The 20,967-nt window shown below is 61.2% G+C and carries 16 protein-coding genes; 6 read left to right on the top strand and 10 right to left on the bottom strand.

Features of this window, described 5'->3' with window-relative positions; translation table 11 throughout:
* Positions 1-6: 6 nt before the first annotated feature.
* A complete protein-coding gene (waaA, locus tag C4J92_RS02710) occupies positions 7-1,284 on the bottom strand; it encodes a lipid IV(A) 3-deoxy-D-manno-octulosonic acid transferase (RefSeq protein WP_124402871.1) in 1,278 nt (425 codons plus the stop codon).
* 23 nt (positions 1,285-1,307) lie between these two features.
* Positions 1,308-2,198 (bottom strand): LysR family transcriptional regulator, encoded by an 891-nt coding sequence (locus tag C4J92_RS02705; RefSeq protein WP_124405759.1) that lies wholly within the window; start codon positions 2,196-2,198, stop codon positions 1,308-1,310.
* Between the two features lie 115 nt (positions 2,199-2,313).
* Here C4J92_RS02705 and C4J92_RS02700 point away from each other — a divergent pair, with 115 nt between their 5' ends.
* Genes C4J92_RS02700 through C4J92_RS02685 form a run of 4 tightly spaced genes read left to right on the top strand, consistent with a single transcriptional unit; the run spans position 2,314 to position 5,696 of the window.
* Positions 2,314-2,649 (top strand): multidrug efflux SMR transporter, encoded by a 336-nt coding sequence (locus C4J92_RS02700; protein ID WP_124369364.1) that lies wholly within the window; start codon positions 2,314-2,316, stop codon positions 2,647-2,649.
* A gap of 55 nt (positions 2,650-2,704) precedes the next feature.
* On the top strand, positions 2,705-3,880 hold the full coding sequence (locus C4J92_RS02695) for an FAD-binding oxidoreductase (RefSeq protein ID WP_124402870.1): 1,176 nt from the start codon (positions 2,705-2,707) through the stop codon (positions 3,878-3,880).
* The gene (locus tag C4J92_RS02690) at positions 3,877-4,689 is read left to right on the top strand and encodes an aldo/keto reductase (RefSeq protein ID WP_124402869.1); all 813 of its coding nucleotides are present in this window, start codon (positions 3,877-3,879) and stop codon (positions 4,687-4,689) included. The genes C4J92_RS02695 and C4J92_RS02690 overlap by 4 nt, the downstream gene beginning before the upstream one ends.
* A gap of 41 nt (positions 4,690-4,730) precedes the next feature.
* Positions 4,731-5,696: a metal ABC transporter ATPase gene (locus C4J92_RS02685; protein ID WP_124365597.1), complete on the top strand. Its 966-nt coding sequence runs from the start codon at positions 4,731-4,733 to the stop codon at positions 5,694-5,696.
* Positions 5,697-5,720: 24 nt separating this feature from the next.
* Here C4J92_RS02685 and hldE read toward each other — a convergent pair whose 3' ends face one another.
* Both hldE and msbA read right to left on the bottom strand, forming a co-directional pair.
* Positions 5,721-7,145: a bifunctional D-glycero-beta-D-manno-heptose-7-phosphate kinase/D-glycero-beta-D-manno-heptose 1-phosphate adenylyltransferase HldE gene (gene hldE, locus C4J92_RS02680; protein WP_124369361.1), complete on the bottom strand. Its 1,425-nt coding sequence runs from the start codon at positions 7,143-7,145 to the stop codon at positions 5,721-5,723.
* 210 nt (positions 7,146-7,355) lie between these two features.
* Positions 7,356-9,161, bottom strand: a complete 1,806-nt coding sequence (gene msbA, locus C4J92_RS02675; RefSeq protein WP_124402868.1) for a lipid A export permease/ATP-binding protein MsbA — start codon at positions 9,159-9,161, stop codon at positions 7,356-7,358.
* Positions 9,162-9,319: 158 nt separating this feature from the next.
* Here msbA and C4J92_RS02670 point away from each other — a divergent pair, with 158 nt between their 5' ends.
* Entirely contained in the window at positions 9,320-11,185 is a 1,866-nt protein-coding gene (locus C4J92_RS02670) for a bifunctional O-antigen ligase/aminoglycoside phosphotransferase family protein (protein WP_124405758.1), read from the top strand.
* 106 nt (positions 11,186-11,291) lie between these two features.
* Here the strand turns inward: C4J92_RS02670 and C4J92_RS02665 are convergent, their stop codons facing one another.
* The 5 genes from C4J92_RS02665 to C4J92_RS02645 all read right to left on the bottom strand — a co-directional run bounded on the left by C4J92_RS02665 (position 11,292) and on the right by C4J92_RS02645 (position 17,462).
* Positions 11,292-12,173: a glycosyltransferase gene (locus C4J92_RS02665; RefSeq protein WP_124360982.1), complete on the bottom strand. Its 882-nt coding sequence runs from the start codon at positions 12,171-12,173 to the stop codon at positions 11,292-11,294.
* A complete protein-coding gene (locus tag C4J92_RS02660; RefSeq protein ID WP_124402867.1) occupies positions 12,170-13,318 on the bottom strand; it encodes a glycosyltransferase family 4 protein in 1,149 nt (382 codons plus the stop codon). The genes C4J92_RS02665 and C4J92_RS02660 overlap by 4 nt, the downstream gene beginning before the upstream one ends.
* An 86-nt stretch (positions 13,319-13,404) precedes the next feature.
* The gene (locus tag C4J92_RS02655) at positions 13,405-14,811 is read right to left on the bottom strand and encodes a PIG-L family deacetylase (protein WP_124402866.1); all 1,407 of its coding nucleotides are present in this window, start codon (positions 14,809-14,811) and stop codon (positions 13,405-13,407) included.
* A complete protein-coding gene (locus tag C4J92_RS02650; protein ID WP_124369358.1) occupies positions 14,808-15,704 on the bottom strand; it encodes a GNAT family N-acetyltransferase in 897 nt (298 codons plus the stop codon). Before C4J92_RS02650 ends, C4J92_RS02655 begins: the two co-directional genes overlap by 4 nt.
* Positions 15,705-17,462 carry a carbamoyltransferase gene (locus tag C4J92_RS02645; protein WP_124365589.1) on the bottom strand — a complete coding sequence of 586 codons (1,758 nt, stop codon included), beginning with the start codon at positions 17,460-17,462 and terminating at the stop codon, positions 15,705-15,707.
* Positions 17,463-17,792: 330 nt separating this feature from the next.
* Here C4J92_RS02645 and C4J92_RS02640 point away from each other — a divergent pair, with 330 nt between their 5' ends.
* Positions 17,793-19,889, top strand: coding sequence for a TonB-dependent receptor (locus C4J92_RS02640; protein ID WP_124402865.1), 2,097 nt, complete (start codon positions 17,793-17,795; stop codon positions 19,887-19,889).
* 134 nt (positions 19,890-20,023) lie between these two features.
* On the opposite strand, the gene C4J92_RS02635 is transcribed toward C4J92_RS02640, so the two are convergent.
* Positions 20,024-20,902, bottom strand: a complete 879-nt coding sequence (locus tag C4J92_RS02635) for a DUF3800 domain-containing protein (protein ID WP_124402864.1) — start codon at positions 20,900-20,902, stop codon at positions 20,024-20,026.
* Between the last annotated feature and the right edge of the window lie 65 nt (positions 20,903-20,967).

The raw sequence follows: 20,967 nt of genomic DNA, 5'->3' as shown, positions 1-20,967 counted from the left end.
GTTGAGTCAGTGAGTGATCAATCGATCCAAACCATCCAGCAAGCGCTTAAGCGCGCCCTGGTTGGCCTGCATCACCTTCAATCCCGCCTGCGCCATCCTGCGCGCATCCTGTGGCAACTCGAACAGCTGCCGCACCGCCTCGGCCAAGCCTTCTGCATCATCCACCTCACGCAACGCCCCGGCGTCGCGCATCATCGCGGTGATTTCCAGGAAGTTGAACAGGTGCGGCCCCATGATCACCGGCTTGCCCAGCGCGGCCGGCTCCAGCGGGTTGTGCCCACCGGTCGGGACCAGGCTGCCGCCGACAAAGGCGCTGTCGGCCAAGGCGTAGAGAAACAGCAACTCGCCCATGGTGTCGCCGAGCAACACTGAGGTGTTTGCGGTGACCGGCTCGCCACCGGAACGACGTACCGTGGCAAAGCCCTGTTGCAAGCAACGCTCAAAGGCCGGGTCAAAGCGTTCCTGATGACGCGGTACCAGGATCAGCAAGGCGTTGGGATAGCTGGCGAGCAATTGGCGATGGGCCGCAAGCACGACTTCGTCTTCACCTTCGTGGGTGCTGGCGGCGATCCACACCGGCCGCTCGCCGGCACCCCATTGTTCGCGCAGGGCGGCGGCGCGGGCCGGCAGTTGAGGGTCGACGGTCAGGTCGAACTTGATCGAGCCGGTGACTTCAACGGTTTCAGGACGCGCGCCGAGGCTGCGAAAGCGTTCGGCCTCGGTCTCGGTCTGCACCGCAATCAAGTTCATTTGCGCCAGCATCGGCGCGGTCAGCCTGGCAAACCGGGCGTAGCCCTTGGCCGAGCGCGCCGACAACCGCGCATTGGCCAGGGCCACCGGAATACCGCGCTGGGCGCAGGCGTGAATATGGTTAGGCCACAACTCGGTTTCCATTATCACCGCCAGCCTAGGCTGTACCCGATCGAGGAAACGATTGGCGGCGCAGGGTAAGTCGTACGGCAGATAACAATGTTGAATGCGCGGTTCATTGGCGAACAGCGCCTGGATGCGCTCGGAACCGGTGGGCGTCATGCAGGTGACGGTCATCGGCGACTGCGGATAACGCTCCAGCAGGGCGCGGATCATCGGCGCGGCGGCAATGCTTTCGCCCACCGACACCGCATGCACCCAGATGCCGCCGGGCTGCATCACCGGCAAGCCATAGGAAAACCGCTCGCCCACGCGCTTGGCATAGGCCGGCGCCTTGCGCGCGCGCAACCATAGACGTAAAGCCACCAACGGCAGCGCCAGGTAAAACAGACAGCTATAGAGAGTTCTATTCATGGCGGCGGAGTTTATCGGCTTTTTCAGTCGATCGCCTGCAGGCACTCGGCAAAACGTTCCGCCAAAAAGCGTGCGGCAGGCCCGAGGTGTTCATCGCGGCGCCACACCAGTTCAACCACCAGCGCCGGCGGGGTCCATTCGCTGTCCAGTTCAACCATCTGTTGCTGGTAGGTCGGGTATTGCACGATATGCCGTGGCAACCAGGCCCAGCCGAGGCCGCTCATCAGCCATTCGGCCAGTACGTAGAAGCTGTCGGCCCGCCACACCAACGGGCTGGCGGCTTCACTGCCGGGGTAGACGCTGGCTTGGGTCGACATCAGCAACTGGCGAAACTGTGCCAGTCGTTGGCAATCCACATACTTTTCCCTAGCCAAAGGGTGATTCACTCCGCACACCGTGACCATTTCCACACTGCCCACCACCCGGCGTTCGAGGGCTTCGGGGATCTGGTCGTGGTAAAACAGCAGGCCCAGGTCGGCCTGGCGTTCCACCAGCTTGCGCGCCACATCGCCCTGAGCGGCGCTGGACAACTGCACTTCAAGCAACGGATAGCGCACGGCCAGCGCTTCCAAGCTGTCGAGCACCGGCTGGAACAACATCGCCTCGTCCTGGGCCAGGCGCAGGCACGCTTCCTCGCCACGGGTCAACGACAATGCTCGCCCCGTCAGGCGCTCGCACTGGCGCAGCACTTCGCGCGCCTCCTCCAGCAGCACACTGCCGGCTTCGGTCAGGCGCGGCTGGCGGCCGCTGCTACGCTCGAACAGGCTGACGCCGAGGTCCGCCTCCAGCATCGCAATAGCGTTGCTGATGGCCGATTGCGCCTTGCGTTGCCCGCGCGCCACGGCAGAGAACGAACGCTGCTCGGCTACGCTGACAAACAGGCGCATCTGTTCCAGATCCCACTGCACACTCACGTCTGAACCCATGGCTGAACCTATCTTGAATTCGGATAGGTAATGACTTTACCCCATCTGTTGAACCTCTAGAATGCCGACCATATCAAACCAGCTTCACCTTGAGGAACGCACCATGAACGCCGCCTACTGTTACCTGGCCATCGCCATCTGCTCGGAAGTGATCGCGACCGTTTCCATGAAAGCCATCAAGGGCTGGAGCACGCCCATCCCGCTGTTGCTGGTGATCGTCGGTTATGGCGTGGCGTTCTGGATGCTTACGCTGGTGGTGCGCACGGTGCCGGTGGGCGTGGCTTATGCCGTCTGGGCCGGGATGGGCATCGTGATGGTCAGCGTTGCAGCGCTGTTCATCTACGGGCAGAAGCTGGACATCCCGGCCATGCTGGGGATGGGTCTGATTGTGCTGGGCGTGGTGGTGATTCAGCTGTTCTCGAAAACCGCCGGTCACTGACCGCCACTCAACAGCCTGTATACTGCGCCTCTTGTCTTGAACATTGAGGTCGCCGATGCCATCCGTTATTTCCACCGACGTTCTGATTGTCGGCGCCGGGGTTGCCGGCCTCTGGCTCAATGCGCGCCTGCGCCGCCAGGGGTTTTCCACGGTGCTGGTGGAAAGCGCGACCCTGGGTGGCGGGCAAAGTGTGAAGTCCCAGGGGATCATCCACGGCGGCGCGAAATACGCCCTGCATGGCGCCCTCACCGGCGCCTCCGAAGCCATTGCCGACATGCCGCGCCGCTGGCGTGAAGCCCTGGCCGGCAACGGCGAACTGGACTTGTCCGGCGTGCGCCTGCTTTCTGAAGCCCACTACCTGTGGTCCCCCGGCACCCTCGCCGGTAATCTCACCAGCTTTTTCGCCAGCAAGGCCGTGCGTGGTCGCGTCGATCAGGTCAAGGGCGACGAACTGCCCCCGGCGCTGCAGGATCGCCGCTTCAAGGGCAAGGTCTATCGCCTGGCGGAGTTGGTAGTGGACGTGCCGAGCCTGATTGAACGCCTGGCGCACCTGGCTGGTGACGGTTTGCTCGCAGGCCGGCAGATCGAACCGCTGCTCGACGGCGACACGCTGGTCGGCTTGAAGGTTGATGGCCGCGGCATCCGCGCCCAACGCATCGTACTGAGCGCCGGCGCCGGCACGGCGGATCTGCTGGCGGCCCTGGGCTTGAGCCAGCCGGCGATGCAGACCCGCCCGCTGCACATGATCATCGCCAAAGGCCCAGGCCTCAAGCCGTTGTATGCCCACTGCCTGGGCGGCGGCACCAAGCCGCGCCTGACCGTGACCACCCACCCGGCCGCCGACGGTCGCTGGGTGTGGTACATCGGTGGCGATATCGCCGAGGCCGACGGCGTGGCGCGCACGCCGCAAGAGCAGATCGCTACCGCCCAGAAAGAGCTTGCCCAGTTGTTGCCGTGGATCGACATGAGCCAGACCCAGTGGGCCACCCTGCGCGTCAACCGCGCCGAGCCACTGCAATCGGGCCTGACCCGTCCCGACAACGCCTTCGTTGCCGAACAGGGTCGCCTGTTGGTGGGGTGGCCGACCAAGCTGGCCCTGGCACCGGACTTCGCCGACCGAGTCATCACCCGCCTGGAACGCGATGGCATCCGCCCAAGCGCCAGCGCCCCCCTGCCCGAGCTGCCAAAGCCGGCTATCGGCCAACCCGCCTGGGAGCAACTGTTGCCATGAGCCTGCCAACCCTGCACGACCTGCATCGCCCCCTGGGCAGCACCGGCTTGCTGGTGTCGCCGCTGGGCCTGGGCACCGTCAAGCTGGGCCGCGACCAAGGGGTGAAATACCCCAGCGGCTTCAAGATTCCAGATGACGACGAGGCGCGGATGTTGCTACGCCAGGCGCGCCAGCTGGGCATCAACCTGATCGACACCGCGCCCGCCTACGGCCGCAGCGAAGAGCGCCTCGGGCCTCTGCTGCGCGACCAGCGCAAGGATTGGGTGATCGTCAGCAAGGTCGGTGAGGAATTCGAAGCGGGCGTTTCCCGCCACGATTTCAGCGCTGCCCATACGCGGATGTCAATCGAGCGCAGCCTGAAAAGACTTGAAACGGATTTTATCGACCTGGTGCTGGTGCACTCCGACGGTAACGACCTGCATGTCCTCAACGATTGCGAGGTGTACCAGACCCTGGCGGCGCTGAAAAAAGAGGGCAAGATTCGCGGTTTCGGCTTCTCCGGCAAGACCGTTGAAGGCGGCGTGAAGGCGCTGGAACAGGGTGATTGCGCAATGGTCACTTACAATTTGAACGAACAAGCTGAAAAAGCCGTCATTGAATACGCGGCGGCCCATGGCAAGGGCATCCTGGTGAAAAAAGCCCTGGCCAGCGGCCACGTGTGCCTGGAGCCTGGAATGGATCCAATTCAGGCCAGTTTCATGTTGTTGTTTGCGCAAACGGGTGTCGCCAGTGCTATTGTCGGGACCATTAATCCGCTGCACCTGGCCCATAACGTGGCAACCGCTGCCCGAGTCATCCGTCAACTCTGATGCCGCCCACGCGGCCGACCCCGTCGCAAAAAGGAGCCGACATGCCGCGTACGCTCATAAGAAAGAACCCCAGCAACTTCAAGACACTGCCGCTGCACGTAGAAGCCACCCCCGAAGGCCTGAGCTACCAGAGCGTCGGCATGCCGCTCAACTTCGCCCAGACCCTGCAACGGCGCAAGCCGGTCGAGGTGCCCGACGCCGAACGCTTCACTCTGGAGCTGGCGAATCTCGGCGTCTCGGTGCGCCTGACGCTGCACTGGCAAAACAAGGATTACTGGGTACTGGTGCGCCAGCGGCGCCAGGATCGCGGCGATGTGGTGCTCAAGCTGATCTCCGGCTACGTCCCGGCCCATGAACTGAACCTGCCGCTGCATACCGCCATCCAGGAAATTGCCGAAGAGTGCTTGCTGGAAACCCCGGAAGGCTGGCTCGGCGGGCGCTTCAACGACACGTGGCTGCCGGCGCCCTACTCAGCCGCGCTGCATTACCGTGAAGCCCTGCCGTTTCGCCTGAGCCCGCTGTCCGGCGCCGCGCGCCCGGTGCGCTGTGCGACCACCCAGTTGATCGAGCGCCCACGGGCCTATGTGCACCTGCCGACGGCGTCACTGCAGCTGATTTACGATCTGCGCCTGGAAGTGCCGAAAGAGGCCAAGTCGCTGAGCCTGTTTCATGTGGATGAGCGCCTGGAAGGTGACCAACTGGTGGCGCGCCTGGATCGACAGCGTCCGGATCTGTACTTGATGCCGCTCAAAGACGGCGAGCCGCTGGCCGAGCTCTACACGGTCAAGAAAGATCAGTTGTACCCGGCGAGCACGCGTGGTCTGTACCTGGCCGAAAGCTTCGCCCAGCAGGAGGGCTGGCTGGTGCGTGATGAGCGGATTCGCTGGAAGGACTGGCTGCGCCAGCAAGGCCTGGCAGAACCGGAAAAAGAGTCGAAGCTTAAGCGCTTGACCGGCAAGGCGCAGCAGATGCTGCGCAAGATCGTGCCGAAGAAAACCAGCCGCTAGGCGCGAGCCCAGCGGCCACAGGCTTTATTCGTTATTGCGGATTTTCTCGACGATCGCGGTGGTCGAGCTGTTTTCCACCAGCCCCAACACTTTGACCGTGCCACCGTAGGCGCTGACGATGTCCGCACCCACCACCTGGTCGACGGAATAGTCACCACCCTTGACCAGCACGTCTGGCTTGACCTGGGCCAACAGGTTTTCCGGGGTGCCTTCAGAAAAACTGATCACCCAGTCCACCGCACCCAAACCCGCCAGTACCGCCATGCGCCGGTCGACGCTATTGATCGGGCGGCCAGGGCCTTTCAAGCGGCTGACGGACGCGTCATCGTTGACCGCGACGATCAGGCGATCACCCTGGGCGCTCGCTTGCTCAAGATAAGTCACATGGCCGGCGTGCAGGATGTCGAAGCAACCGTTGGTGAAGACAATGCTTTCGTTGTGGGCGCGAGCGTCGTCAATCGCCAACAGCAATTGCTCGAGCCCCAGCACCCCGCGTTCCGAGCCTTCGGAGCGCTGGATGGCGCGACGCAACTCGGGTGCGCTGATGGCAGCGGTGCCCAGCTTGCCGACCACGATGCCCGCCGCCAGGTTGGCCAGGGCCACGGCGTGGGGCAGCTCCTCACCGGCGGCGATGGATGCGGCCAGGGTGGAAATCACCGTGTCACCGGCGCCGGTGACGTCGAACACTTCCCGCGCACGCGCCGGCAGGTGCATCGCCGGATGGCCTGGACGCAGCAGGGTCATGCCGTGCTCGCCACGGGTCACCAGCAGGGCGCCGAGTTCAAGATCGGCCATCAGCGCCGCGCCCTTGCTCACCAGCTCGTGCTCATCGGCGCAACCACCGACGACGGCTTCGAACTCGCTGAGGTTTGGCGTGATCAGGCTGGCGCCGCGATAAATCGAGAAGTCCTTGCCCTTGGGATCGGCCAGCACCGGAATGTTGCGGGCCTTGGCGGCCTGGATCAGCACCTGGTGGTTCTTCAAGGCGCCTTTGCCGTAGTCAGACAACACCAGCACCTTGATGCCTTCGAGCAACTCCTCTACCTGGCTATTGAGGGCCAGGGCGTCGGTGGCAAAGGGTTCTTCAAAATCGATGCGCAGCAATTGCTGGTGACGGCTCATGACCCGCAGCTTGACGATGGTCGGCTGATGAGCGATGCGCTGGAACAACGCGCGCACGCCCGCTCCGCGCAGGCTGTTGGCCAGGCTGTCGGCCGCTTCGTCGTCACCGGTCACACCCACCAGGGAGGCCGGGGCGCCGAGCGCGGCAATATTGAGGGCGACGTTGGCAGCGCCACCTGGACGGTCTTCGATTTGCTCGACCTTGACGACCGGTACCGGCGCCTCAGGGGAAATCCGTGAGGTACCACCATGCCAGTAACGGTCGAGCATGACATCGCCGACCACCAAGACAGGGGCTTGATTGAATCGCGGCATGGACAACTTCATGGAGCAACCCACATACAAAATGAACAGGGGCGCGATATTAGCACAGGGTTTGCGCCGGCTTGCGACTGGCGCGACGCCGAATCCAGCGCAGGGCAAATGTGGGAGGGGGCTTGCCCCCGATGGCGATGGGTCAGCTGGCATTTGTGCAAGCTGACACTGCGCTATCGGGGGCAAGCCCCCTCCCACATCTGAGTCGTGGCACCTGTTGGATCAGGTGATATCGGCGGGTACCGGCGCATCCAGGCCCATGGCATGCAGGCGGGCGTAATAGCCGTTCTGCGCCAACAGTTCGCCGTGGCTGCCGCGCTCGACGATCCGACCGTCGTCCATCACCAAGATCAGGTCAGCCTTTTCGATGGTGGACAAGCGGTGTGCGATCACCAGCGTCGTGCGGCCCTGCATGACCTTGTCCAGCGCGGCCTGGATATGCCGCTCGGACTCGGTGTCGAGGGCCGAGGTGGCCTCGTCGAGAATCAACACAGGCGCATTCTTGAGCAGGGCACGGGCGATCGCCAGGCGCTGGCGTTGGCCGCCGGACAACAGCACGCCGTTCTCGCCGACCTGGGTATCGAAGCCCTTGGGCAACTGGTCGATGAAGTCCCTGGCGTTGGCATCCGCCGCCGCCGCCTCGACGTCTTCGCGTGGCGCGCCGGCCAGGTCACCGTAGGCGATATTGTTGGTCACGGTGTCGCTGAACAGGGTCACGTGCTGGGTCACCTGGGCAATGTGCTTGCGCAGGTTGAGCAGCTTGTAGTCTTCGATCTCGATGCCATCGAGCAGGATTTCACCGCTTTCATGGTGATAGAACCGCGGGATCAGGCTGGCCAGGGTCGACTTGCCACTGCCCGAGCGCCCCACCAGGGCGATCATCTGCCCAGGCTCGGCGGTAAAGCTGATGTCCTTGAGCACATGGCGCTCGGTGCCGGGGTAGGTGAAGTTCAGGTTGCGCACTTCCAGGCGACCGCTGACTTTTTCACGCTCGAGGGTGCCGTGGTCGACCTCCACCTCTTCGTCCAGCTGTTCGAAAATGCTTTCGGCACCGGCCACGCCTTTCTGGATAGTCGAGCTGACCTCCGACAGTTGGCGGATCGGTTTAGGCAACAAACCGGCCAAGGTGATGTAGGCCACCATGTCACCGGCCGACGCATCGCCTCGCAGGTACAGCACCAGGAACATCAGCACCGCCATCGCGGAGTAGATCACCAGTTGCAGCGCCGGCGTGTAGATCGCCCCGGTGCGGGTCATGCGCAATTGCTTGTTGGTGTTGCTCTGGCTGGCCTTGAAGAATCTTTTTTCTTCGTAGACCTCGCCGCCGAAGCTGCGCACCACGCGGTAGCCCTGGATGGTTTCCGAGGCGACGTGGGTGACGTCACCCATGGCCACCTGGATCTTCTTGCTCTGCTTGCGGAATTTCTTGCTGGCCGTGCTGACCATGACCGCAATCAACGGCAGGATGGCGATCATCACCAGCGTCAGGCGCCAGTTCATGAACAGCAGCGAGGCGAACAGGAAGATCACTGTCATGCCTTCGCGGATCACCACCTTGATGGCATCGGTTGCCGCCCCCGTGACCATGGTCACGTTGAAGGTGATGCGGGAAATCAGGTGGCCGGAGTTATGGTTGTCGAAGTAACGGTTTGGCAGCGTCAGCAGGTTGTTGAACAACTGCACGCGCAAATCGTGGACCAGCCCCAGGGAGACCTTGGCCAACAGGTAGTTGCCCAGGAATGAGCCCAGGCCTTGCCAGGCCGCGATCAGAATGATCAGCAGCGGCACCGCCTGCAGCAGCTGCAGGTCGCGCAGGAAAGGCACGGTCGGAAACAGCACGGCTTCGGGGTTGGACAGGCCGTCGACGAAGTATTTGAGGATGTAACCCAGCATCGGTTGGGTCGACGCGAAAATCAGAAATCCAAGGATACTCAACGCGAACAAGCCCATATAAGGCTTAACGTAACTGAGCAGGCGGAAGTATATTTTCAAGCTCGAAGGGCTTGCGCTCGGACTGGAGTCGGTCATATCACGCGGCGTTTTGAAAAAGGAGGCTGACTTTAGCACAGCTTCTCTGTTGTACTTGCACCCGGCGTAACCCGCAGCCCGGTTGGATCAGACGGGCGACATTACATAGCCACCACCTTAAGATGGTCGGCTTTCTCTTTCTGGAATGGCTTTATCGTATGCACTCAAAGCGCCTTATCTATGGCTCAAATCGCGTTTTCGACTTCCTGGTCCTGTGGATTTTGCCTGTTGGCTTGCTGTTGCTCTTGAGTGCGCTGTTCTTCGTCGGCAACCGTAACGTACTGCATAAACTCTATTACGGCCTGTTCAGTGCGCCAACTCTGTTGTTGTTGTGCTTGCGCCCAAGGGAGTTCAAGGAGGCCTTCCGCGAGCCTGTGATCATCGCTTTTGTGATGTTTTCGGCCTGGGCATTGATCAGTCTCTTATGGAGCCCTGAGCATCACCCTGATACCGATCTTTTCAAGAGACCGATGCATACGTTCATGCTGCTGGCCGGCTGCGGCATGTTGTTGCATTACCGTAACGAACTATTCAAGCCGATCTTTTTCAGCGCGGCGCTCATCGCGCTGATCACCACCCTCTTCAACCTTGCACATTTCATCAAAAGCTTTGAACCCGGAATGCGCATGATTGGTGGGCGCGGCGCACTGGACAACCCACTGCTCAGCTCTCACATCTTCGGTTTCTTTACTATCTACTGGCTCTTTGTCTGCGTAACAACCCGTCAACTCAAGAGTCTGTGGTTCGCAGTTCCCGCGCTTGCCATTATGCTTGCGGCAGTATTGGCGACAGGGTCCAGGACGCCGCTGGTAGCGCTGGTGGTTGCCGCACTCTGGTTGACCCTCATAAGCCCGAACCGTCGGTCGGCTCTGATGATCGCGGGTCTGATATTCGGTTTCGCGACGGTAGTGGCGATTGCCCCTGAAATTATCACTGTACGCGGCGATTCTTCGCGCCTAGGTCTCTGGCAGCTCTCGCTGGAGCGTATCGCCGAGCATCCGTGGATCGGTCACAGCTACGATTCTGATCTATACCTGAGCTTCGGTTGGGGCGAAACTCTGCGTGAACCCCATAGCTTTGCCCTAGGCGTGCTGTATTATGTCGGTATCATCGGCTTCATCCCATGGATTCTCATGATCTGCTGGGGTTTGTACAGCAGCTTCCGACACCGTACCCAAGCGCTTTTCATTCTTGCCTCATCACTACTGGCATATGGGATCGGTGCAGGTCTAACTGAGGGCGGCGGTATTCTCTCGCGCCCTAAAGAGCACTGGTTCCTGTTGTGGATTCCGCTGGCGCTGATCGCCGGCCTGAATATCGCCCGGCGCCGACGCAGTCTCTTGCGCTTACCTGTGGCAGACATTAAGTCGCAAGAGTTCGACCAGCTGTGCAGCAATGCCCATGTAATCGAAGCCGATGGCCTCGGGCCAAAAGTCCTGCGCCTGGAAGATGGCAGTTTCCTCAAACTGTTCCGCCCACGCCGCTGGTACACCTCCGGTAGCTTCAATCCGTATTCAGAGCGCTTTGCCAGCAACAGCGAGCAATTGCGCACCCTGGGCATCCCCGCACCACACATCCTCGGGCTCTACTCCCTGCCCGATGCCAGCAGCGCCGTGGCCTACACGCCCCTGCCCGGCCTGACCCTGCGCCAGGCCCTGCAAAGCCTGGACAGCAGCCTGCGCGAATCGCTGGTCGAGCGTTTTGGTCGGTTCATGGCGCAATTGCATGAGCGCGGCGTGTACTTCCGCTCGCTGCACCTGGGCAACGTGTTGCTGATGGACGACGGCGAGTTCGGCCTGATTGACGTCGCCGACCTGCGCATCTACCCGTCGCCCCTGCGCTACGCATTGCGCCAGCGTAATTTGCGCCACATGCAACGCTATCCGCAGGACCGCAACTGGCTGTTCGAAACGCACTTCGAGCAACTGGTGAAGGGCTACGCAACCGTTGCGAGCCCAACGGCCACTGCGAAAATTCGCGAGCAGGTGCGCAGCCTGGCCCATTCAGGTGATAAGCACCTGTAGGAGCGAGCTTGCTCGCGAAGATCGTCAACGATAACGCGGGCATTCAGACTGCCTGCAGTGTCCTCGGTTTTTTCGCGAGCAAGCTTGCTCCTACAGGGGAAGCGCCTCAGCTTTTGAGCGGTGCCAGGTAGAGCCGCACCAACCCGCGCAAGGTTTTGCGGCCCCAGAACTTCAGGGGAATCTGCTTGAGAATCTCGCGCGCCAACGGCCGGTCGCGCTGGGCGGTCTTTAAGAACATCGAGTTCAGGAAGTTGTAGCGCACCGCGTCATAGGCCGGGTGGTCGCTGAACTTGGCGTACGTCTTGAGAATGTTCTGGATCATGTAGCGGTGGTTCTTGTAGGTGTTGCTGCCGTGCTGCCGATACTGCGCCATCACCACGTCCAGGGCGTCGATGGTGTAGCCCGCCGCTGTGATTTTCAATTGGATCAGCAGGTCCTCGAGGGGAATCTGCGGATCGAAACCGCCGACCTCCTCGAGCACGTCCCGACGAATCAGCATGGTGGGCGCCGGTGGGAACGGCTTGCGGTCCATGAACATGTCGTCGAAATCGAGACTGCGAAACGGCACATCGCGACGTTGCTTCTTCTCCGGGTGCAGGTTGCCATCGCCATCGATCAGCTCGATGTTGCCGGCGCACATGCCCACCTTCGGCTTGCCTTCCATATACGCCACCTGGGTCGCGATGCGGTCCGGCAACATGATGTCATCCGAACCGAACGGTGCGATCAGGCTGCCCTTGGCGCGAGCGATCGCGCCGTTGAGGGTGGCGCTGAGGCCCTGGTTCTGTTGCACCTGGAAATCAAAGCCATGCTCGGCCTGCAGGCGCCGGATGCGCTCGACGCTGTCATCCTTGGAACCATCGTCCACCACCAGCAACTCGATATTGGGGTAGGTCTGCCCCAACACGCTGAGGATGCTCTGCTCGATGTACCGGGCATGGTTATAGGAAGCAATGATCACCGAGACCAGGGGTTGCTGCTGATTCATGCTCTACCTACTTCACGCAAACCGGTTTCAATCAGGGTCAGGTACTTGTGCTTGAACTCGTCGAGGGTGTGGTTGGCTTCCAGATAGCGGAACACCTCTTCCCCCTTGGCGCGCAGCTGTTCATCGCTCAGTGCCAGATAAGTGTCCAGGGCCGCGGCCAGTTGCTCGACATTGCCTGGGTCATGGGACAAGCCGCCCGCGCCCTGCACCAGGGGCAGCATCGCAGGGCCGTTGGAAGCGATCACCGGCAAGTGGCCGCTCATGCCTTCCAGCAGCGCAAGGCCCAGGCCTTCGAACAGCGATGGCATGGTCCAGATGTCGAAACCGCGCACGTACTTCATGCCGTCTTCGCGAAAGCCCAGCAAATGCGCACGGCCCGTCAGGCCCAGGCGCTCGATGTCGGCGCGCAGATCGGCTTCGGCACGCCCGGAACCAATGATGCCCACCTGCGCTTCAGGGTATTTGTCCTTGAGGGTGGCAAAGGCTTGCAGCAAATGGGTGTGGCCCTTGATCGGCACCAGGCGGCCGAGGGCGCCGATCATGCGTGCGTCCATCGGCAGCCCCAGGGCTTGGCGGGCATCCTCGCGGGACAGCTGCAAAGCCTCTGCCTGGGGAATATCGATCGCGTTGGTCACATAGGTGGTGTTCTCACGGGTGAACCCGCAGTTGAGGTCCACCAGGTAGTCCTTCACCGCCTCCGACACACCGACGAACCGCCAGGCCGGGCTGACCCAACGCCGGGTCTGGCGCCGGCGATAGCCACGGGCATACTCGCCGAAACCGTGGGAGATGCCGATGCACAGCGGGATCTTCAGCCAACGGTTGAGCGACAGCATCATGTTCACCGATTTGAAGCGGTTGCAGATGACCACGTCGAATTTCTGCTCGCGGCAATACTTGTAGATCTGCCACATGGCGCCAAAGCGGATGCCCTTGAGGGACTTCTCCGGCAACTCGAAATAGTGGGAGTGCTCGGCCACGCTCAAGGGCTGGCCTGGCTGCGGACGCCCACTGAGAAAACCGGAGGTCACCTCAAAACGCTCAACCGGCAGGGATTTGACGATCTGCTCACCCAGGTCGGCGAAATCATGGGTCTTGACGTTGTAGTCCGGCTGTAACTGCAAAACCTTGAAACGCGGCTTCATAACTCTCCATGCAGCGATCTGGCTACGGGCGCACGGCCCGGTAAAAAACAGCGACAGGCCCATGCCGGCCTGCCTTCGATAGGGTCTCAGTCCTGCTTAAGGACCCACAACAGCTCGTGACGACGCACGGCCTTGCGAAAGAATTCGTTCTCGCCATAAGGCGATGGACTACGGCCCGCCAGCACCTGCTGCAACCACTTGCGCACGCGACGCTTGAACGGCGTTCGCGGCTGCAGGTCATGCATCATGCCCAGCGCCATGGCCTTGTCCTGCTGCTGGCGCAAGGTCAGGGTAAAACTGCACGGGACCAGCGCTACGGCGGCATCGACATGCGGCGGCAGCGCCACCCCGGCCCCGGAATCGCCCATCGGCCAGCGGTCATTATCATGCAGGTGATTGGCGTAGCCGAGCAATGTGTCGGGCTGCCACGCCAGGCCCTGCAACGCTTCAAGCACCGCCGCATGAGCGCAGATATGGTCGGCGTGCGGGTCGAGCAACGGCGTGGGCAACACGATCACCTGAGGCTGCGCCTTGAGCAGCAGTGCGCGCAGGTCGGCGATCAAGTTGTGCCAGGTCGGCGCGCCGTCCACATCCCCGGGCAAAGCAAAGCTATTGAATTGACGGAACAGTCGCGTATCGGCCAAGTCGGCTTCGCGCGAGGCCTGAGGCTGACCCGGCGCGGCCTGCATAGCCTGCAATTGCATGCAGAAATAACCCAGTTGCACGCACTGCGCCTCGGGCACACCGGCCCAACGCGGCACGGCAACGCTGTCCCAGGCGCGCAGGCGGCCTTTGAGCCGTGCCGCCTCAGCCTTGGGCAACCCCATGTGCTGGTAATGCTCGGCTTCGATTTCGCCGGCGGTCAGGGTCACGATCCAGCTTTGTGTCGCCTGGCTGTAAAGGCTGAACGCGGCCAGCTCGGCATCGTCGGCGTGGGGGGCGATCACCATTACGCGTTGCTGGCGATAGTCGGGTTGGCGAAAACGCCATAGCGTCGGCTGGCCCTCGATCCGGCAAAAACGTCCGCGCAAGACGATATTGCCCGCCGCAAGTGCTTCAGTGGCGCCGGTCAGGTTGAGATAACGCCGCCCGGCGACACCCCGTTCGAAGACTTGCCGGTCCGGTGTTTCCAGGCCCAGCACGTCCAACGCCGGGTCGAGGAAGCGCCCTAGCCATGAGCTTTTCAACTCAACCCCGACGATCAGGGTTTCATCGGCCGCCAACGGCGCGTCCAGCAATAGCCGTCCTGCCTCCAGACGCAAACCGGGCTGTTCGCTGCCGGCCGGGAAGGCGTACTCATAAGGGTCTTTTGGCGAGTAGAACAGGTGGTCGGCAAACCAGGCTTCATGGGCCGCCCACAGCAGCACCGCGAGGATCGGCAGCAGCCACCAGGCCACCAGCACGCCGGTCGCGATCAGCACCAGCAAGCCGATTAACAGCGCAATGCGTTTGTTGCGCCGATGGCGCTTGAGCAACTGCTGTTTGCGGCTCATACGCTGAACACCGGCACCGGGTTGCACCAGCGCTCCTTGTATTCGCGGTCGGCACGCCCGAAGGAAAAGCGCAGCGACTTGTCGGCCGCACGCGCCTGCTCCCAGGCACTTTGGGTATTAAGGAAACTCAATACGCTGCCGGGGCTGAACGCGCGAGTTTCAGGGTCGACACCGCCGTTGACGTATTCGGCGCTGAACCATTCGCGGGACTGCACCTGATACACCAACTGCACAGCGATTGCGGCGTCGTTGAGAAACAGCACCGAACCGAACAGAAACTCCTTGAGCAGCTCCAGCACCTCGGCCAAGCGCGCCGCGCCGGCCGCCGGGAAACCCCAGCGGCGCTGGAACAGGTCGCAATAAATCGCCGCCAGTTCCACGCTGGAAAACTCGTTGACCGCCCGCACCACGCCACCCGCTTCTTCCAGCAAACGCAACTCACGCCGCTGGTTGTAGCGAAACTTTTTCGAGAGTTCTTCAGGGGTGCGCGCCATGGCCAATTGTTCGGCCTGGGGCTTGAGGGTGCTGATGCGTCCTTCGTTCAGCGCTGACAGGTAACGCCCACGGTGGCGCAGCGGCGCCTGCGCATCGGCGGCAATCGGCAGGATGATCTCGGCATTGCCCAGGTCAAACAGGCCCTTCCTGCCGGTGCGCTTGAGTACGTCCTTGGACAGGGCCAGGTCGCGCCCCCAGGTGGCAATCGCCCCCTTGAGTTCGCCGTCCTGCTCCCAACCCAGGTAGCGCACCGGAAGCTGGGCCAGGCCGGCCAAGCGTTCGATGACCTGCGGATGGGTCGCCACACTGCCGCCGTAACGCTGCCAGGCCTGGGCGTAAACCTCGGCCTCGACAGGCGTCCAGCCACGTTCACGCCAGCCCCGCAAGCGGTTCAGCATTTAAACCACGGCGTCATAGGGGTCCACGCCATCCTTGACCACCAGGATGTCTTCCATGATCAGGTACTGCAGGTCGGAGCCGAAGAACATGTTCAGTGCGTCGGTCGGCGAGCAGATCATCGCTTCACCCCGGCGATTGAGCGAAGTGTTCAGGGACACGCCATTGCCGGTCAGTACTTCCAGCTCCTTCATCATGTCGTAGTAGCGCGGGTTGTATTCGCGCTTGAGTACCTGGGCACGGGAGGTACCGTCTTCATGCACCACCTCCGGCACGCGGGTTTTCCATTCTTCCGAGACTTCAAAGGTGAAGGTCATGAACGGCGCCGGGTGATCGACCTTGATCATCTGCGGGGCCACGGTGTCGAGCATCGACGGGCAGAAAGGCCTCCAGCGCTCGCGGAACTTGATCTGGTGGTTGATACGGTCGGCCACGCCGGTGGCGCTGGGGCAACCGATGATCGAACGACCGCCCAAGGCACGCGGGCCGAACTCCATGCGGCCCTGGAACCAGGCCACCGGGTTGCCATCGACCATGATTTTGGCGATACGCTTGGGCATGTTTTCGATCTTGCGCCAGTTCGGCTTGCTCGCGTGCTTGGCGCACGCCGCGATGACATCTTCGTTGCTGTAGGACGGGCCGAGATAGACGTGCTCCATCTTCTCCACCGGCACACCACGGGCGTGGGAGACATAGGCGGCCGCACCCACGGCAGTGCCGGCATCGCCGGACGCCGGCTGCACGAACAGCTCTTTGACGTCATCGCGGGCAATGATTTTCTGGTTCAGCTTTACGTTCAGCGCACAGCCGCCGGCAAAGGCCAGCTTGCCGGTGTCCTTGAGGATGTCGCCCAGGTAATGGTCGATCATCTGCAAGGCCAGTTTCTCGAACAGTGCCTGCATGCTGGCCGCGTAGTGGATGTACGGCTCGTCGGCAATATCGCCCTCGCGCTTGGGGCCCAGCCACTCGATCAGTTTCGGCGAGAAGTAGAACCCCTTGCCCTTCTCTTTATAGCGACGCAGGCCGATCACGTTGGCGTAATCGGTGTTGATCACCAACTCGCCATTTTCAAAGGAGGCCAGGCGCGAGAAATCGTATTTGCTGGCATCGCCATAAGGCGCCATGCCCATGACCTTGAACTCACCGTCGAGCATCTCGAAACCGAGGAACTCGGTGATCGCGCCGTAGAGGCCGCCCAGGGAGTCCGGATCGTAGAATTCCTTGATCTTGTGGATCTTGCCGTTTTCGCCGTAACCAAAGAACGTGGTGGCGTATTCACCTTTGCCGTCGATGCCCAGGATCGCGGTTTTTTCCTGGAAGCCGGAGCAGTGATAGGCACTGGAGGCGTGGGCCAGGTGGTGTTCAACCGGTTCGATCTTGATTTTCTTCGGATCAAAGCCCAGTTGCTCCAGGCACCAGACGATCTTGTTGCGATAGCGCTTGTAGCGGCGGTTGCCCATCAGGATCGCGTCGAGCGCGCGGTCCGGCGCGTACCAGTAACGCTTGGCATAGTGCCAGCGCGCTTCGCCGAACAAGCTGATCGGAGCGAACGGAATAGCCACCACGTCAACGTCGGAAGGCTTGATGCCCGCCTGTTCCAGGCAGAACTTCGCCGACTCGTAGGGCATGCGGTTCTTTGCATGTTTGTCGCGTACGAAGCGCTCTTCTTCGGCGGCCGCGATCAGCTTGCCGTCGATATACAGGGCTGCGGAAGGATCATGGCTAAGGGCGCCGGACAGGCCAAGAATCGTCAATGCCACTGGGGTCTAGCCTCTTTTAGTCTGCATGCAGGCGGGTCGCGCCTGAAAAAAGTGTGCCTCCCGCTCGCGCGGGAAACAGCTAAAGGGCGGGATTATAGCTTAAAAGCACTAGGAAGCTGTTAGCGCCAAGGGCTAGCGAAGCTCAAGGTTACCGTCGACGTTTTGCCGGTAGAGGGTATAGGGCAGGATGAGCTTATCCAGCAAGCCGGAGAAGGGGCACATCGAGAACGGCCCAACGGCAAGGAACTCGGCAATTCCAGGACTGAATCGTTAAACTTGCGATATTTGCACCCGCGCACTGTCGGGTGGCGCCACGGACCTGACCTGTTCATGAACTCATCTACCCCCGCTTGCCTGGCCCTGCTCCTGGGCCTGGTCAATACCGCCCAGGCCGACGATGCGCCGCTGATCCTCGACCCCAGCGTGGTCACCGGTTCGCGCAGCGCCAGCCCCACCTTTGACCTGCCCTACTCGGTCGACGGCATCAGCCGCGAACAGATCAGCGACGGCCAACTCGGCATCAACGCCTCCGAAGCCTTGTCCCGCGTGCCCGGCCTGGTGGTGCAGAACCGCCAGAACTACGCGCAGGACCTGCAAATCTCCTCCCGTGGCTTCGGCGCCCGTTCAGCCTTCGGCGTGCGCGGCATCAAGCTGCTGGCCGACGGAATTCCCGCCAGCACCCCGGACGGCCAGGGCCAGGCAGCGACCTTCAACCTCGACACCGCCGAACGCATCGAAGTCCTGCGCGGCCCCGCCGCGACGCTGTATGGCAGCAACGCCGGCGGGGTGATCCAGATGTTCTCTCGCGACGGCGCGGGCCCGCCGCGCATCGGTGCCGAAACCCTGGTCGGCAGCGACGGGCTGAACAAAAACCACCTCACCGCCGAAGGTGCGGCCAACGGCGCCGGCTTCGTGCTCGACGCCTCGCGCATGGACACCAACGGCTATCGTGACCATAGCAGCGCGCGTCGCGACCAGACGTTCGCCAAGCTCAATTTCCAGCCGGATGACGACAGCAAGCTGGCGTTGATCTACAGCAGCCTGGAACAGAATGGCACGCAAGATCCGCTGGGGCAGACCTGGGCGGCGTACAAGGCTGATCCACGCTCGGTGAGCGCCAATGCGCTGACCTACAACACACGTAAAAGTATCGATCATCAGCAATTGGGCATGAATTACGAACGGTACTTTGGCGAGGCGACCTTGCAGGTCAACGCCTACACCGGGCGGCGCAGCGTGATTCAGTACCTGTCGATTCCCAAGTTTACGAGCACTGGAGCGCTTAACCCTGCCAATGAACGCGGCGGCGGCGTCGTGCAATTCGACCGCAAGTTCTACGGTGGCAGCGTGCGCTGGATGCAGCCCATCGAACGCGCGCCGGGCGAGTTGATGATCATCACCGGCCTGGACTTCGACCAGAGCGAAGACAGCCGCCACGGCTATCAGAACTACAGCGGCAACACCCTGGGCGTGAAAGGCGAGTTACGCCGTGATGAAATCGACACCGCCCGCAGTCTCGACCCCTATATCCAGGCCAACTGGGCCCTCGATCGCTGGACCCTGCAAGCCGGCATCCGCCATAGCACCATGCAGCTGGACGTCGACGACCAATTCCTGAGCAATGGCGACGCCAGCGGCAACAAGACCTACCAGAAGAACACCCCGTCGATGAGCGTGATGTACGCGTTCACGCCCGATCTGCACGGTTACATCAGCGCAGGCAAAGGCTTCGAAACCCCCACCCAGGCCGAGCTGGCCTATGCACCGGGCAATGTCGAAGGCTTCAACTTTGGCTTGAAGCCGTCTGACAGTACGCAATACGAAATAGGCCTGAAGGCTCAACTGGCCAACACCCGCGTCAACGCCGCCGTGTTCCAGATCACCACTGAAGACGAACTGGTCGTGCAGCAATCCATCGGTGGCCGCACCAGCTACCAGAACGCCGGCCGAACCTTGCGTCGCGGTTTCGAACTGGGCGTGGAAAGCCAGCTCAGCGAGCACTGGAGCACCAGCCTCGCCTATACACGCCTGCAAGCGACCTACGACAGCAACTTTGTCAGCGGCGCGAATACCATCGACAAAGGCAACTACCTGCCCGGCGTGCCGCAAACCACGCTGTTCACCGAACTGAACTGGAAACCGCGCGACTGGGTCAGTACCGCCCTCGAAGGCATGTACCGCAGCAAAGTCTACGTCGAAGACACCAACCGCCAACATGCCGCACCGGGCTACAGCGTATTCAACTGGCGCGCGCGGTTCGAGCAGAAGGCGGAGCACTGGACCTTTCACCAGACCTTGCGCCTGGATAACTTGCTGGATCGTCAGTACGTGGGATCGGTGATCGTGGGGGACGGCAATGGTCGCTACTACGAAGCGGCGCCGGGGAGGTCGTGGTATGCGGGGGCGGGGGCGGAGTATCAGTTCTGAACGCAGCTCCATCATCTGGCGCCGCCTGGCCGCAAGCTGGCTCAATAGCTGCGTTGACACCTAAAAATCGCGCGCATAGAATTTGCTTCAAATGGACTGGGGGATCCTGGTCGGCGCTATAGCCTCGGTGAGTTTCACCGGGGCTTTTCGCTTTCAGCGACAGGAAAAATCTTCAGCCCCCAATTTTCGAACCCCTCTCCGACCTTGCCACGCCCTCCACTGCAGTAGAACTTTCGCGTAAGCACATCAAAGGCTCGATTCTCCTGGCCGGGGCGCAAGACGCTCATGCCGATGGGTCTCGCAACGAGATCCGCAAGTTGCAACCCTGTGGAATTAACCTGTTTTGTAGCGAATACAATGTCAAATGGCATACGAACACCTGAACGATTCGCACCGTCACACATTCGGCGAAACTCCAACTCAAGCTCATTATCCTCCCTGCGGCCTCGACGCTCGAAAATCACATGAGTTAACGCATGCTGTTGATTTTTCTCTTGAAGGAATTCGTAAAGCGTTTCAAGACAGAACCCCAACGCCAGATGATACGGGTTGTGTATCGGCCCCTGCTGTTCACGAAGTGCAATTTTATCAATCACACAACTGATCAATACGAAATTGCTCACTTGGATAATACTGGTCAATTCTTCAAGAAAGTCGTGTTTATGCTGGCGTGACATAAACATGTTCGAGAACGCGCCTTTCTCTTTGCGGATCTCCAATTCATGCAAACCCACAAGGTCATGCCCCATATGGTTGAATTTGAATTTCTGAAGCGCGGGGATGACCTTCTCGCAATAGTGCCGCTTATGAAACACGCAAAAAGCCAATACAAACATAGGGTAGTTGACGTCAAGCGTTTGCATCCCATGATCGCCGCTTTCATCCACGTAAACGATGAAATCGCTGAACTGCCCAGTCGGCGAGCTGGCTATCACACTTTTTGCGGCTCGCTCAGTCTCGCTTTCATTTTCAAAAAGTAAAAACTGCGGGGAAGCTGGCGGTTCATTTGCCATGGAGTTGTTAATCCCAGGTTTTCGTTTTTGTTCGCCGGGATAATATCGAAAGGTCTGTCCAGCCA

The organism is Pseudomonas sp. R3-18-08, from assembly GCF_003852065.1.
GTDB lineage: Bacteria > Pseudomonadota > Gammaproteobacteria > Pseudomonadales > Pseudomonadaceae > Aquipseudomonas.
The sequence above is the reverse complement of the archived record's forward strand: the minus strand, read 5'-3'. Positions and strand labels throughout refer to the sequence as shown.